Origin of the sequence: Gordonia hankookensis, from assembly GCF_014673215.1 — a bacterium.
Classification (GTDB): domain Bacteria; phylum Actinomycetota; class Actinomycetes; order Mycobacteriales; family Mycobacteriaceae; genus Gordonia; species Gordonia hankookensis.
This window is the reverse complement of sequence record NZ_JACWMS010000001.1, coordinates 806020-819744: the sequence shown is the minus strand read 5'-3', so window position 1 is coordinate 819744 and position 13725 is coordinate 806020. Positions and strand designations below refer to the sequence as shown.

Below are 13725 nucleotides of genomic sequence, written 5' to 3'. Positions count from 1 at the left end.
CACATCATCGCATGAGGACCGCGACCCGTGAATCATTCGTGTGACCGGGTCGTCAGGTGGCGCTGCGCTCGTCCTCGATCGCTTCGAGGACGGCCTCGACCGTCTCGTCGTCGCCGGCGAATCCACCCCGTTGTTGCCCCTCGGAGAGCAGTTGGCGCCAATTGGCGGGATCGAACACCACCGCCTCGTTCTGCTCGATGAAATCGATGATGACCTTGGTGAACCGTTCCGGGTCGGTGTGGAACGGGAAATGTCCGCAGCCGGAGAACGTCTCGAGCTCGGAGTGCGGAATGGCCGAGTGTGCGAGCTGCGCGTGGTGGTAGGGGATGACCGGGTCCTCGTCGCCCCAGATGAGCAGGACCGGAAGACGTTCGGTGAGATAGCTCCGGTCCATCATCGTGACCACCTGTCCACGCCAGTCCACCACAGCGCGCAGGGTACGGAGGAATGCCGCCGACGCCGTCGGATCGGCGAGGTCGCCCAGTACCCGCACCAGATCCTCGTGGTCGTTGAGGAGCCGTCGCAACGACATCGACGGGGCGCCCGGCACCGCGGGAGCCGCGGCGAGGCTCCGTGCCGCCGTGCGCAGCGTCGGGAGCACGCCGGGCACCCGGAGCATGGTGAGGATCTCGTGTGCCACGGGCATCGAGACGAGGCGAAGCGCGGGATTGACGTCACGCGTCACGCCGCCGGCGGCCACGAGTACCAGTCGCTCGACGAAACGTGGGAACTGATAGCAGAACTGCATGGCCACGCCGCCCCCGAGGGAGTGGCCCACGACGGTGACCTTGGTGTGGCCGAGTACCACGAGCAGGTCGCGCATCCCGTTGGCGAAGGCAGGCACCGAGTAGTCGGCGCGCGGCTTCTCCGACTTGCCGTGTCCGAGGAGGTCCGGCGCGATCACCGTGTAGTGCTGCGCCAGGGTCGGTATCACGTCGTCCCAGGTCGACGAGTTGTCGCCGATGCCGTGGATCAGCAACAGCGCCGGTCCGCTGCCCGCGATGCGGTAGGCGCGGCGATAGCCGTGAATCGTGAGGTACTCGACGCGGATCTGGGTGTCACTCACCGGCCGGAGCGCGGGCCCTTTTCCGGTGTTGGTGCGGGTGTGGGGCCGCGAGCCCGTGGCGGGCTGGTGCGTGGAACCGGACACAGGGCCTCCTCGTCTTCACATCGGTGTGATCGCTTGTTCGGTCCGGCGGTGGGAGTGGATCGACACCGGCCGCCGGGCGTCGTTACCCATGAGTAAACCGCACGTTGGCACAATCTGCGCGAGATGTTGCATCGAGTTAACCTCCGGCCGTCGAACACCGGATCCGACGGCCCGGATCAGGCGGCGAGGCGGCGCTTCTCCGTAGGCTGAAGGCGATGAACCCGTTCGACATCGACACCTTCCTCGCGACCGGCGGGCTGATCGGTCTGTGCATCCTGATCTTCGTCGAGACCGGCCTGCTGATCGGATTCGTGTTTCCCGGCGACTCGGTGCTGTTCACTGCGGGGGTGTTTGCGGCGCAACCGGATCCGTTCGCGCCGCTGTGGTTGCTGTGCGTCGCCGTCCCGCTGGCGGCGATCCTCGGCGACCAACTCGGTTACCTCATCGGTCGGCGTCTCGGCTCCGGTGTCGTCGAGGGTCGCCTGATGCGCTGGATCGGTCCGGAGCCGCTGGAACGAACCCATCGGTACTTCGACCGTTTCGGAGCTCTGACGGTGTTCTTCGCACGCTTCGTCGGGATCATCCGCACCCTCACGCCGGTGGTCGCAGGCTTCACCGGGATGCCCTATCGGATCTTCACCCTGTTCAGCGTCCTCGGCAGCGTGGTGTGGGCGGCCGGGATCATCCTCCTCGGCTACTTCCTCGGACAGGTGGCGATCATCCGGGACAACATCGAACTGTTCATCATCGCGTCGGTGCTGACGGTGGTGATTCCGACCGCGATCCATCTCGGTCGCCGCTGGCATCGATCCCGAGGTGCGGTCGGTGAGGACCCGCGTGCCTGAGGCCGGGATTCCTACGGGTAGAAGGGCTCCTCGCGCTCCGACGACGCCGATGCGAAGTCGTCGGCGATGGTGGCCGCCAGTTCTGCGAAGGCGCGCCGCGTCTGTTTGCTCACCAGATCGAGGTCCACGTCCGCGCCCTCGGACAGATGGTCGTCGAACGGGACCTGATGCACAGCGCGGCATCGGGTCAGGAAGTGCTGACCCAGTTGATCGGTGTCGATCGTGGATGCGCCCGGCCGCGATGAACTCAGCACGACGACGGCGCGGGAGGCCAGACGGCCGTAGCCGTGCGCCTCGAGCCAGTCGAGAGTGGCGCCCGCGCTGCGCGCCCCGTCCATCGCCGGTGAACTGACCAGGATGATCGAGTTGGCCATGTCCAGGACACCGTTCATCGCCGAATGACTCAGACCGGTGCCGCAATCGGTGATGATGATGTTGTAGAAGCGCTGGAGGATCCGCATGACGCCGCGGTACTCCTCGTCGCTGAATGCCTCGGCCATCGCCGGATCACGTTCGGAAGCAAGGACTTCCAACCGACTCGGCGACTGGGACGTGTGTGCGCGGACGTCGGAGTAACGGTAGACGTTGGGGTCGGCGAGCAGATCGCGCACCGTGGAGCGGGTCTGCTGCGGGATCCGCTGGGCCAGCGTCCCGAGGTCGGGATTGGCGTCGACGGCGATGACACGGTCGCCACGCAACGACGCGAACGTGGAACCCAATCCCACCGTGGTGGTGGTCTTGCCGACGCCTCCCTTGAGAGACAACACGGCGATCCGGTAGTCACCGCGAACCGGCCGATTGACCCGGTCGAGCAGGTGTTGGTATTCGATGTCGGCAGGTGACTCGCCGGGGTTGATCGCGCCTGCCGACATCGTGTGCACGGCACGGCGCCACCCGCGGCTCGGCGCCCGGCGGGCCTTGCGGATCAGGGCGACCTCGTCGAGTCCGGGTCCGGCCTGCGGGTCGCCGTATCCGGGAGCACCCATCGGGGGACCGCCGAACGGGCCACCGTAGGGCGCGCCCGGACCGAACGGGGGTGCGGGCACGGGCCCGCCCGGGGGCATCTGCGGTGGATGGTTCTGCTGAGGGGGTGCCGGTGGCGGGTACTGCGCCGGCACGCCCCGGGGTGGCAGCCCGGGTGCCTGCGGCATCCCGCCGGGCGGTCGCTGCGTAGCGGCGCCGTCGGCGGGCCATGCGCCGCTCTCGGCAGTCGGGAGCCCGGTGGTCTGCTCCGGTTGTCCGACACCCCGATCGGCGGCCGCCTGATGGTCGGACCGCGGATCCCGATGATCCGCGCGTGTCGGGCCTGCGGGCACGTCCTGACGCATCGGCTCTGCCGCAGACGGATACGCGGACTGCTCATGAGGTGCGGGTTCGGGCGCCGCGGGTGGCTCGGGTTCGGCGAACTGGAGCCACGGCGGGGGCGCCGGTACGCCGGAATCGTCCACACTCCGGGAGTCGTCGTACGTCATGCGGAATGGTCCCCCTGTAGATCGTTTGATGGAGTGCACGCCATCGTTGCAGGAGTCTACCGAAGGTCGAATTCGCCGCCGGATTCCCGGGGACTTGTGACGGGGCGCTGACCAGCCACATTCGCCGGCGCGTGGCGATCGCAACCGCTCAGACACGACCGTTCAGATGACACCGTGCTCGGTGAGCTCGGACACCGCGTCGTCGTCGAGGCCGAGGAGCCCACGATAGATCTCGTCGTTGTGTGCGCCCGGCCGCGGCGGACCGGCCGAACGCACTCGACCGGGGCTCTCGGAGAGTCTCGGCACGATGCCGGGACCGAGCACGTCACGTCCCAGACGCTCGTCGTGATGCGGCACCAGCATGTCGCGGGCCAGCATCTGCGGGTCACGAACCACCTCGGCGATCGTGTTCACCGGGCCGACGACGACACCCGCCGTACCGAGGATCTCGATCAGCTCGGCGCTGGTGTGCACGCCGGCCCAGTCGGCGATGATCCCGTCGAGTTCGTCCTGGTTGATCCCGCGAGCCCGGTGGTCGGCGAATCGCGGGTCCGTCGCGAGGTCGGTCCGGCCCATGGCGTCGCAGAGTCTGCGGAAGACGGTGTCCTGATTCGCCGCGATCACGACGCGCAGCCCGTCGGCGGCCTGATAGAGGTTGGACGGCGCGATGCCGTCGAGCCGAGTCCCGGAGGGGCCTCGGACGACGCCTGCGAGGTCGTAGTCGGCGATCGTCGACTCCTGCACGGCGAGACAGGCCTCGGTGAGAGCGGTGTCCACCACCTGCCCTCTGCCGGTCACCGTCCGCCGGTAGACGGCGGCCAGCGCACCCTGCGCGGCGAACATCCCTGCGAGCGTGTCGCCGAGCGACAACGCCAGCCGTGGCGGGGCCTCGCCCGGGTAACCGTTCAGGTAGCGCAGACCGCTCTCGGCCTCCGCGACCGACGCGTACCCGGCTCGGCTCGCGGCCGGTCCGGTCTGTCCGTACCCGGACACCCGAACCAGGATGACCCCGGGGTTTCGGTCCGAGAGCACGTCGTAGCCGAGGTCCCATCGTTCGAGGGTGCCGGGCCGGAAGTTCTCCACCACGATGTCGGCGTGATCGATGAGGTCGAGGAAGACCTCGCGGCCCGCTGCCGCCCTGAGGTCCAGGGTGATGACCTTCTTGTTGCGCGCGTGGACCGTCCAATAGACCCGCTCGCCGTCCTGCTCGGCCTGTCCCCAGGTCCGGATCGGGTCGGGGGAGCCCGGGGCCTCGATCTTGATCACCTCGGCGCCCATGTCGCCGAGGAGGCGTCCGGCGAACGGGCCCGCGATGAGGGTGCCCAGTTCGAGGACGCGGAGACCGTCGAGTGCACCCGGGAGAGAAACGTCGGTGTTGGTCACCCTGACAGCATCGCCGATCGCGATGCGAGGAGGGCGTGCGGGGGACGGTTGATCCCCACCGGATCGCGCCCCTGGCGAAGCCTGACGCCCCACGGTCGTTCGAACAGAGGGAAACCCGGATGTTGTGTGGATGCTCGGCGACTGCTATGGCAGGATCGTCCGACGACAACCGGAACACAGACGACCGGAACACATCTGTGCGCTCCGGTCGTCGTGGTGCAGACACCCACATGGCGTGTGCGCGGTCGATCGGGGGATCCGGAACAGTTCGTCGGCTCGGGGAACCGATCGAGGCCGGGTCGCGTCCAAGTGTCATGAAGGGGGGTACATCGCCATGACATCTCATGATGGCGGCGCCGTGTCCGCTCACGCGGGGGCGTCTGTGACCCGGCGATCGGCGGAGGAGAACGATGTCGATGCGGCGCACGCGCTGTCGTCGGCGCGATCGCGCTCCGGTGCTGTCTCGGTGGTCACCACGCCGCAGGGACTGCCGATGTCGGTGCGGATCGACAACTCGGCCCTGTCGAAGGAGCCCACGGTCCTCGCCGGCGAGATTCTCCGGCTCTGTCAGCAATCGGCGATGGCCGCAGGCATCCGTCTGCGCGAGCAGCTCGTCGCCTCCGGGGTCGCCCGTGACGTCGTGGACGCGATGAAACTGCCCAGACCCGACGACCTCGCTCGAGCCGAACAGCTCGACGACCGTGACCACGATGCGCCGGCCTCCTGGCTGCGATCGGTCTGAGGGAGACGGCATGAGTTGGGCGATGGATGAGCTCGAGGCCCGGGCCAACGCGCAGTTGAACAGCATGTACGAGCTGAACGAGAAGTTCGCGGCGATCAGTGTGCGGGAGACGTCGGCCGATGATCTGGTGACCGTCGAGGTCGACGGCGTCGGAGCCATGACCGGTCTGTGGTTGGCGCCGGGAGCCAACGAGGTCGGCGGCCAACGCCTGGGTGAACTGATCGTCGGGACCGCCGCGCTTGCGGCTCAGCGCGCCTTCGCGAAGCGCGCCCTGATCACCGAGGAGTTCAACGAATCGTTCGCGGAACTGCTCGACTCCCGACCGGGGAGCGGATGACCCGTTCCGGTGACACGTGGTGGGAACCAGATCGGTCGCGGATGCGTCTGATCGAGGAATCAACGAGATGATCGCAACGTCCATGGACGTGAACGGGAGGGAACAGCGATGAGCGATGTGACGGTTGTGCCGGAGGTGGTCGAGGCCTTCGGTGCCACGAGTGCTGCCATGGCCACCGCGGTCGGTGCCGCCGGGTCGATCAACGCCGCGGCGAACACCGCCGTGATGGTCCCGGTGTTCGGACTCATCGGCCAGGAGTTCCTGGCGTCGTTCATAGTGGCGCAGGCCAATCATCTGATGTCGGTCGGCAACCTCGCCGCGGTCCATGCCGGAACCGCAGCAGCGACGTTCGCGGGTCTGGCCGAGTTCCAATCCGAGGATGCGGCAGCCGGTTCCGCGATCCGATCGGTCCGGTGACGGGCACGCCATTTCCCGGCCCGGTGCCGGCCGGGATTCCCGACGTACCTGCCATGTCGCACATGACGGTGCAGGAGATGATCAACGCGTCGCCGCTGGGTCCGATCCTGGACAAGTCGGTCGCCGACGTCCTGGCCGGTCACGGGTTGCCCGCGTTGCCGGTGATGCCGCCACCGTCGGCTCCGCTCCCGGGGCTGCCGTCGTTGCCGCCGATCAACCTCGACATCCTCATCAAACCGCTGACCGATCTGCTCGGCGGATTCGGCACCGGAAACCTCGGGGCCGGCGATTTCGATCCCTCGGCGATCTTCCAGAGCCTGTCGAAAGTGCTCGAGACGACGATGTCCATGAGTTCCGGGGCGGTCAAGGCGCTCGACAAACTCTGGACCGGGACCGCGTCGACCGCAGCCGTCGGCAAATCGGCGATCGCGACCGGCGACACCGCGAACGTCACGACGCAGGGCACCGGGATGTCGTTCGACATCCAGGCCGCGGCCGGGATCGTCGGGGCGGGTCTCGCGGCGGTGCAGGCGATCATCGCGGCGACGATCGGCAAGATCTCCGCGACCATCCCGCTCATCATGACGCCGTTCGGGCAGGGCGCGGCGGTCGGATTCGCCACCGAGGGTCTCGCCGAGGCGACCGCTCAAGTCGCCCTCACCCGTGCGCAGCTGCTGGGACCCACGGCGAAGATGACGACGAACGGCGCACCGGTGCCGATCACCAACGCACCCACACCCGCGAGCTCGGCGCAGTCGCCGTTCGCGGTCGCCAGCGCGGTCCTCGACGGCGCATCCCCGGCCGTGTCGTCGGCGTCCGAACTGCCGTCGATGATCGCGTCACCGGTGAGCAGCATGTTGTCGAGCGCCAAGGTGGACCCGCTCACGTCCGCGAAGGGGGAGCCGGCCGCGGGCAAGGGCGGCGGTCCCGGCGGTGGGGGCGCCGGCGGTGGCGGCAAAGGGCATGCAGGCGGCGGTGGCGGCAAAGGGCATGCGGGCGGCGGTGGCGGCATCGGCGCTGTCGGTGCCGCAGCGGCACCTCTGGCGCCGCGCCCGTTCAGCAGCCCCGCCCTCGGGATGACCGAACCGGCCGGCTACAGCCCGCAGCAGGCCACGCGCGGGACCGTGACTTCGACCAACGCGATGCCTGCGTCCATGGCGCCGATGGGGGCGGCGGGAACCGCACGCGGCGCCGGTGCGTCCAACGAACAACACCAGGTGCCCGACTACCTGGTGACCGAGGACAACGGACAGCAGGTGGTCGGCGAGGTACCCGATGTTGTTCCCGCCGTACTCGGGTACGAGCACGAACCGGAGAGCCCGCCGTCGCCCGACATCGAGCTCCGGCTGGGACCGCCGCCAGGCGGTCCGACCACCGGGGCATGAGTCCCGGGCACCACACCCTGACCACGACCAGAACACCGACCGGAACGAGGACACATGACCGGCGAGATGACTGACGCGCAGCTCGATGTCGACCCGGCAGAACTGATCTCGGCGGCCGGGCGTCTCGACCGGCTCGCTGATCGGCTCGAGCAGTCACTGGGAGCGGCCGCGCCTGCGCTGACCGTGCACGCCGCCGGCCGGGACGAGGTGTCGGAGACATCGGCCAGGAGTTTCAACGCGGTGGCCGAGACATTCGCCTCGGACTCCGCCCGCGGGGTCGAGGAACTCCGCAAGATCGCCGCGGTGCTGCGCGCTCAGTCGACCGGGTACCGGGCGGGCGACGACGACGCGGCATCCGTGATCCGGAGCGCGAACGCCTGACGCCACGGCCGATGCAGATCTGGCCATCCGATCCGACGATCGACGAGAGGAGCGTGAGTTGACCGGCTTCACCGGAGTCATCTGGGACGCACGTCCCACCGAGAAGCTCGCCTTCGACCTCGGCGACGGCCCCGGCCCCGGGCCCCTGACGGATGCCGGCCTCGCCTGGGGCACGGTGTCCGCCGAGTTGGCGTCCGCGGCCACCGAGTACGGCTCGATCCTGGCCGCGCTCGGGCTGAACTGGCGATCACCGCACACCAGCGCGGCGTTCGAGAAGCTGACGCGACTCGCACCCTGGTTCGCCGAGACGGCCGCCGCGGCCGGTCGCAATGCCGGGCGTGCGGAAGGTCAGGCGGCGGCGGTCACGGTGGCCCGCCTGACCATGCCGAACATCGTCGAGGTCGACGTCGCCGAGAAGGCGATGCACGCGGCCACGGTCGTCAGTGCGCTCGCACCGGCCCTCGTCGGTGCTGCCGCACATGCCGAGCGTGCGCTGCACGACCAGAAATTGCGGGCTGCGCGCGTGATGGAGACCTACGAGGCCGCCACCGAATCTGCGGCGCGCCCGTGGACAGACTCCCGGCCTGCTCCTGATCTCGTGTCCGCGGGTCCGCTGGGGGCTGAGCGCGCCGCGCGGCAGGCGGCGGCACGTGCGGCCACACATCCGGCGCCTTCGACGGTGTCGGCGCCAGTCTCGATGGGCGGCATACCCATGGGTGGTGTCGCGCCGCCGCCGGAGAAGACCGGCTACGCGCCGACGATCCTCGCCGGCGGGGCCGGTGGTGGCACGCCCGTTCCGGCGGCGACCACACCGTCCGGGTCCCCGGCGTCGAACACCCCGATGGGGCCGATGGCCACGCACCCGGCAGCGGCCGCGACGGAACGTGCCGTCGCGCGCGGGCCGATGGTCTCGGAGCAGACCGACGACTCGCATGGTCCGTCGGCGTCGGCGGCCGACGAGCGGTCCTCGTCCACATGGGCCGAGCTCGCGGTCGCCGAACAACCTGCTGCGCACCATGTCTCGGATGCCGGAGCGCGGTCACTCGACCCGCGATATCTCACCGAGACCCTCTCCCTCGACCAGCGTCGGGGAGGCTGACGTGCACGGTGTGACATCCCAGGAGCGGGTCACGCTCGACGTGGACGTCCTGAGGCGACTCGGCGAACGCGCGGGTGTACAGACCTGGCCGGTCGTGTTGGACCTGTGGGCTGCTCACTCGGATTTCGACGATCACGCTGCTGCCACCGTGGGTGCGGACCAGACGATCGGTGAACTCGGGCTCCTCGACGGCGGTGAGCCGACGGGGTGGCTCGCCGCCGCACTGCGAGTGCTGTCCGCGCCCGAGCGTCAGCTCGAGATCCGGACCATGCCGGCCAGTCCGGGTCCGACCGGCGGGATTCAGCGGATCTGCTTGGCGCGCAACGGGCACGACCATGTGCTCGCTCGTCGTGAGGGATCACGCATCGAGATCGGGCGGCCGGCGGTGACCCAGGCAACCGAGCTGGGGGCCATCGTGGCTCGGGAGTTCGGCGAGGCGGTCGGTGCCGACATCGCCGGATTCAGCGCTCCGGCAGATGAACTGGCGACGCGCCTCGCCCACTGTCGGAACTCGAACGACACCGCCGACGCACTGCACGCGCTCGGCGCTCCGAGTTCTGATGCCATCGCGATGGCATCGGCGCTCATGAGCTGTCACGCCCGATCGGAGATCGTCGCGGTCTCCTGGACCGGGGGTGCCTGCGCCCAATCTTCTGGTGCACTGGCAGTTTTCGACACCGATCGGGGTCGAATCGTCGCCAGTCCCAGCAAGTCTCCGGACGGGCGGGTGTGGACCACCCTCTCCCCGGGCAGTGGACATCGCATCGGTCAGGCCATCGGCCTGCTGATCGAGACCTTGCCCGAGGGACGGTGGATGCCATGACCCGGGCGGGGGAATTGTCAGGGTATCTGTGTCATCGGCGCCGGGAGCACCGCGAGCGGGCCGCTCTATTCGGATACCAACGGGGCATCGCCGTGCGGTGCCGTAACACAGAAGGAGACACAACATGACCGAACCAGGCGGCCACGGTGTGGTCAAAGTCGATCTGGGCGACGCACACGCGTCCGCAAAGGCGATCAGCCAGATCGTGAACGAGATGCAGGGAATCCTGCGATCGATCCAGGGCCACACCGAGAACGGCCAGGTCGGATGGAAGGGCATCGCGCAGGTCGCATTCGGCAACACCAGCAGCGACTGGCAGGGATCGGCAGCCAAACTGCAGGCCATCCTCCAGGAGATCGAGAACAATCTGACCAGCGGCTTCAGCGGCTACGAGGATCTCGACCACAGTGTGGGACAGGCGATCACCGCGAGCATCGACGGTGGCCTGAGGATCTGATCCGGGCAGCGCACACCGTCGACCAACCGTCCAAACCACTCTCAAGGAGACATCATGACAGGCGCGATCAGTTACGACCACGGCAATCTCGGTGATCTGTCGGGCAACATCCACCAGCAGTTCAATGCCCTCGAGCAGCTCGCCGGCCAGCTCAAGCGGCAGGTCCACCAGCTGCAGGGCAACTGGACATCACCCGACGCCGCCGCTCACTACCAGGACGCCCAAGCCCGGTGGGACACCCTGTTCGGCCAGGCGCGCGAGCAGCTCAACGGACTGGGCCGAGGTGTGCAGAACGCCTCGGATCGCATGGGCGAGACCGACAGGTCGATCGGCAACACCTTCAAGGGCACCTTCTGACCGACGGATCACGTACAAGGGGCCACCGGCGCTCGGTGGCCCCTTGGTCATTTTTCTACAGGCTCATTTCCTCGAAGGGCCTGTCTCGGTGGGGTTCAGTTCTCGCCGAAACCGACAAATCGGTACAGTCCGTCCGGGCCGTCTGACAGTCGACAGTTGCGTGGTCGGCCGCGCGAACCAAGGAGAACAACGTGTCAGTCGAGGGCTCCAAGCGGGCGATCATCGCCGCGCTGCTGGCCAATGCCGGTATCGCCTTGGCGAAGTTCGTCGGGTTCCTGATCACCGGGTCGTCGTCGATGCTCGCGGAGGCGGTGCATTCGGTCGCGGACACGTCGAACCAGGGGCTTCTCCTGCTGGGCCAGCAGCGCGCCGAGAAGAAGGCAGACCGGCTGCACCCTTTCGGGTATGGGCGCAGCCGCTATTTCTACTCCTTCGTCGTCGCCCTGGTGTTGTTCAGCCTGGGCTCGCTGTTCGCGATCTACGAGGGCATCCACAAAATCCAGCATGCCCATGACCACGATCTCGAGTCGCCGCTCGTGGCGGTCATCATCCTGGGGTTGGCCATCTGCCTCGAGGGATACAGCTTCACCACCGCCTACCGTGAATCGAAGCCCTTGAAGGGCAAGGCGAGCTGGTGGCGCTTCATCCGCAATTCACGGTCGCCCGAGTTGCCGGTGGTGCTGCTCGAAGACTCCGGCGCACTGATCGGCCTGGCGCTCGCGCTGGCCGGTGTCGGACTCACGATGCTGACCGGAGACGCGGTGTGGGACGGCATCGGCACCCTGGCCATCGGCGTCCTGCTCGGTGTCATCGCCACCGTCCTGATCGTGGAGATGAAGAGCCTGCTGATCGGCGAAGGGGCGACCGAGGACGAGGAACAGGCGTTGTTGACGGCACTGGCCGCAGCCGGCGTCGACCGAGTCATCCACATGAAGACCCAATACCTCGGGCCCGAGGAACTTCTCGTCGCCGCGAAGATCGCCATTCCGGCGGGCGCCGACGCCATCACTGTCGCGCACACGATCGATGCGGCCGAGGTCCGGGTGCGTTCGGCGGTGCCGCAGGCGCGGGTCATCTATCTCGAACCCGACATCGACCGCGGCACCGGGAACTGAGAACCACGGCGACCGCCAGACGGGACACGCGAACCGGCATTCGTGCCGCGTCTCCCGTGACTGTGGGCTAGCGTAGGCAATCGCTTCACCAGACGTTCGCGACGATCGAGTCGGGCAGCGATCCTGTCGCCGGCTCGGGTAACGGGAGGTCCATCGGATGGCCAATCCGCTCACCCGCAGGAAGACCATCGAGCAGTCGATGGCCGACACGGATGAACCGGAGCACAGACTCCGGAAGGATCTCTCCGCCTGGAACCTGGTCGTCTTCGGTGTGTCGGTGGTGATCGGTGCAGGCATCTTCACCATCACCGCCTCTATCGCCGGCGACAAGGCCGGTCCGGCCATCTCGGTGTCGTTCGTGATGGCGGCGATCGCCTGCGCGCTCGCCGCGCTCTGCTACGCCGAGTTCGCCTCGACGGTCCCGGTTGCCGGTTCGGCCTACACCTTCGGCTACGCCACGTTCGGCGAGTTCTTGGCGTGGATCCTCGGGTGGGATCTCATCCTGGAGTTCGCGGTCGGCGCCGCGGTGGTGGCCAAGGGCTGGTCCAGTTATCTCGGCAGCGTGTTCGGGTTCGCCGGCGGCACCGTCGACATCGGGGGACACGACGTCGACTGGGGCGCGATGGTCATCATCGCCATCGTGACGACGCTGCTTGTCCTCGGGACGAGGTTGTCGTCGCAGGTGTCGGCGATCATCACCGCGATCAAGGTCGCCGTGGTCCTGATGGTGATCATCGTGGGCTTCTTCTACGTCAAGGCCGACAACTACACGCCGTTCGTGCCTCCGGCGGAGCACGGTGCCGGCACCGAGAAGTCCGTGGACTCCACCCTGTTCTCGCTCCTCACCGGTGGTGGGGACAGTTCCTATGGCTGGTACGGCGTGCTGGCCGCCGCGTCCATCGTGTTCTTCGCGTTCATCGGGTTCGACGTCGTCGCGACCACCGCGGAGGAGACCAAGAACCCGAGAAAGGATGTCCCGCGCGGCATCCTCGGCTCGCTGGCCATCGTGACGGTGCTCTACGTTCTCGTCACGATCGTGGTGACCGGCATGGTCAGCTACAAGCAGCTCGCCACCACCGAAGACGGCGACGCGGCGAATCTCGCGGACGCCTTTGCGCTGAACGGGGTGACCTGGGCGGAGAAGGTTATCGCCATCGGAGCGCTCGCGGGCCTGACAACGGTCGTGATGGTCCTGATGCTCGGTCAGTCGCGCATTCTGTTCGCGATGTGCCGCGACGGCCTCCTGCCGCGTGCGATGTCGAAGACCCATCCCCGGTTCGGGACACCCGCCCGCCTGACGATCCTCATCGGTGTCGTGGTCGCCATCGTCGCCGGGTTCTTCCCGATCGACAAGCTCGAGGAGATGGTGAACGTCGGCACCCTGTTCGCCTTCATCGTGGTGGCCGGCGGCGTGATGGTGCTGCGCCGGACCCGGCCAGACCTCGACCGGGGCTTCACCGTGCCGGGCGGTCCGGTGATCCCGGTATTGGCGATCCTCGCGTGTCTGTGGCTGATGCTGAACCTCTCGGCCCTCACCTGGATCCGGTTCGTCGTCTGGATGGTGATCGGTGTGGCCGTCTACTTCCTCTATGGCCAGCGCCATTCGATGGTCGGCAAACGGGAGCGCGGTGAGATCGCCGATCCGGTGGGGACCGAAGAAGGGCGATAGCGACGCCCGACACCTCTCACCCGACCGGTCACGCCGGTAGGGTGGCGGCCCGCCGGACCGGGTCCGATAGCCTGAGTCGAACGCCTTCCGCAC

15 protein-coding genes are annotated in these 13725 nt (G+C 67.9%); 12 read left to right on the top strand and 3 right to left on the bottom strand.

The features are described 5' to 3' along the window. Positions 1–52 precede the first annotated feature (52 nt). Positions 53–1066: an alpha/beta fold hydrolase gene (locus tag IDF66_RS03895; RefSeq protein WP_317628616.1), complete on the bottom strand. Its 1014-nt coding sequence runs from the start codon at positions 1064–1066 to the stop codon at positions 53–55. Between the two features lie 299 nt (positions 1067–1365). On the opposite strand from IDF66_RS03895, the gene IDF66_RS03890 reads away from it, so the two are divergent. Continuing rightward, entirely contained in the window at positions 1366–1995 is a 630-nt protein-coding gene (locus IDF66_RS03890) for a DedA family protein (protein ID WP_164308747.1), read from the top strand. Positions 1996–2006: 11 nt separating this feature from the next. Here the strand turns inward: IDF66_RS03890 and IDF66_RS03885 are convergent, their stop codons facing one another. Both IDF66_RS03885 and IDF66_RS03880 read right to left on the bottom strand, forming a co-directional pair. After that, complete coding sequence (locus tag IDF66_RS03885; RefSeq protein WP_190265784.1) at positions 2007–3467, bottom strand: MinD/ParA family ATP-binding protein; 1461 nt, start codon at positions 3465–3467, stop codon at positions 2007–2009. A gap of 162 nt (positions 3468–3629) precedes the next feature. Next, complete coding sequence (locus tag IDF66_RS03880) at positions 3630–4850, bottom strand: CaiB/BaiF CoA transferase family protein (protein WP_190265783.1); 1221 nt, start codon at positions 4848–4850, stop codon at positions 3630–3632. Between the two features lie 334 nt (positions 4851–5184). On the opposite strand from IDF66_RS03880, the gene IDF66_RS03875 reads away from it, so the two are divergent. From IDF66_RS03875 to IDF66_RS03825, 11 genes are all read left to right on the top strand, one after another. Further along, entirely contained in the window at positions 5185–5592 is a 408-nt protein-coding gene (locus tag IDF66_RS03875; protein WP_203589522.1) for a hypothetical protein, read from the top strand. Positions 5593–5602: 10 nt separating this feature from the next. Then, on the top strand, positions 5603–5929 hold the full coding sequence (locus IDF66_RS03870) for a YbaB/EbfC family nucleoid-associated protein (protein WP_190265782.1): 327 nt from the start codon (positions 5603–5605) through the stop codon (positions 5927–5929). A 108-nt stretch (positions 5930–6037) separates the two neighbouring features. Next, positions 6038–6346, top strand: a complete 309-nt coding sequence (locus IDF66_RS03865; protein WP_164308751.1) for a type VII secretion target — start codon at positions 6038–6040, stop codon at positions 6344–6346. After that, positions 6343–7731, top strand: coding sequence for a hypothetical protein (locus tag IDF66_RS03860; RefSeq protein WP_388000835.1), 1389 nt, complete (start codon positions 6343–6345; stop codon positions 7729–7731). The genes IDF66_RS03865 and IDF66_RS03860 overlap by 4 nt, the downstream gene beginning before the upstream one ends. A gap of 66 nt (positions 7732–7797) precedes the next feature. Next, positions 7798–8112: a PE family protein gene (locus tag IDF66_RS03855; protein ID WP_164309336.1), complete on the top strand. Its 315-nt coding sequence runs from the start codon at positions 7798–7800 to the stop codon at positions 8110–8112. Between the two features lie 58 nt (positions 8113–8170). Continuing rightward, positions 8171–9211 carry a PPE domain-containing protein gene (locus IDF66_RS03850; protein ID WP_164308752.1) on the top strand — a complete coding sequence of 347 codons (1041 nt, stop codon included), beginning with the start codon at positions 8171–8173 and terminating at the stop codon, positions 9209–9211. Position 9212: 1 nt separating this feature from the next. Next, positions 9213–10034 (top strand): ESX secretion-associated protein EspG, encoded by an 822-nt coding sequence (locus IDF66_RS03845; RefSeq protein ID WP_203588668.1) that lies wholly within the window; start codon positions 9213–9215, stop codon positions 10032–10034. Positions 10035–10158: 124 nt separating this feature from the next. After that, complete coding sequence (locus IDF66_RS03840) at positions 10159–10491, top strand: WXG100 family type VII secretion target (RefSeq protein ID WP_164308754.1); 333 nt, start codon at positions 10159–10161, stop codon at positions 10489–10491. 54 nt (positions 10492–10545) lie between these two features. Further along, positions 10546–10848 (top strand): WXG100 family type VII secretion target, encoded by a 303-nt coding sequence (locus tag IDF66_RS03835; RefSeq protein ID WP_164308755.1) that lies wholly within the window; start codon positions 10546–10548, stop codon positions 10846–10848. Positions 10849–11039: 191 nt separating this feature from the next. After that, positions 11040–11963, top strand: coding sequence for a cation diffusion facilitator family transporter (locus IDF66_RS03830; protein ID WP_190265781.1), 924 nt, complete (start codon positions 11040–11042; stop codon positions 11961–11963). A gap of 157 nt (positions 11964–12120) precedes the next feature. Continuing rightward, positions 12121–13632 (top strand): amino acid permease, encoded by a 1512-nt coding sequence (locus IDF66_RS03825; protein WP_164308757.1) that lies wholly within the window; start codon positions 12121–12123, stop codon positions 13630–13632. The last annotated feature ends 93 nt before the right edge of the window (positions 13633–13725 follow it).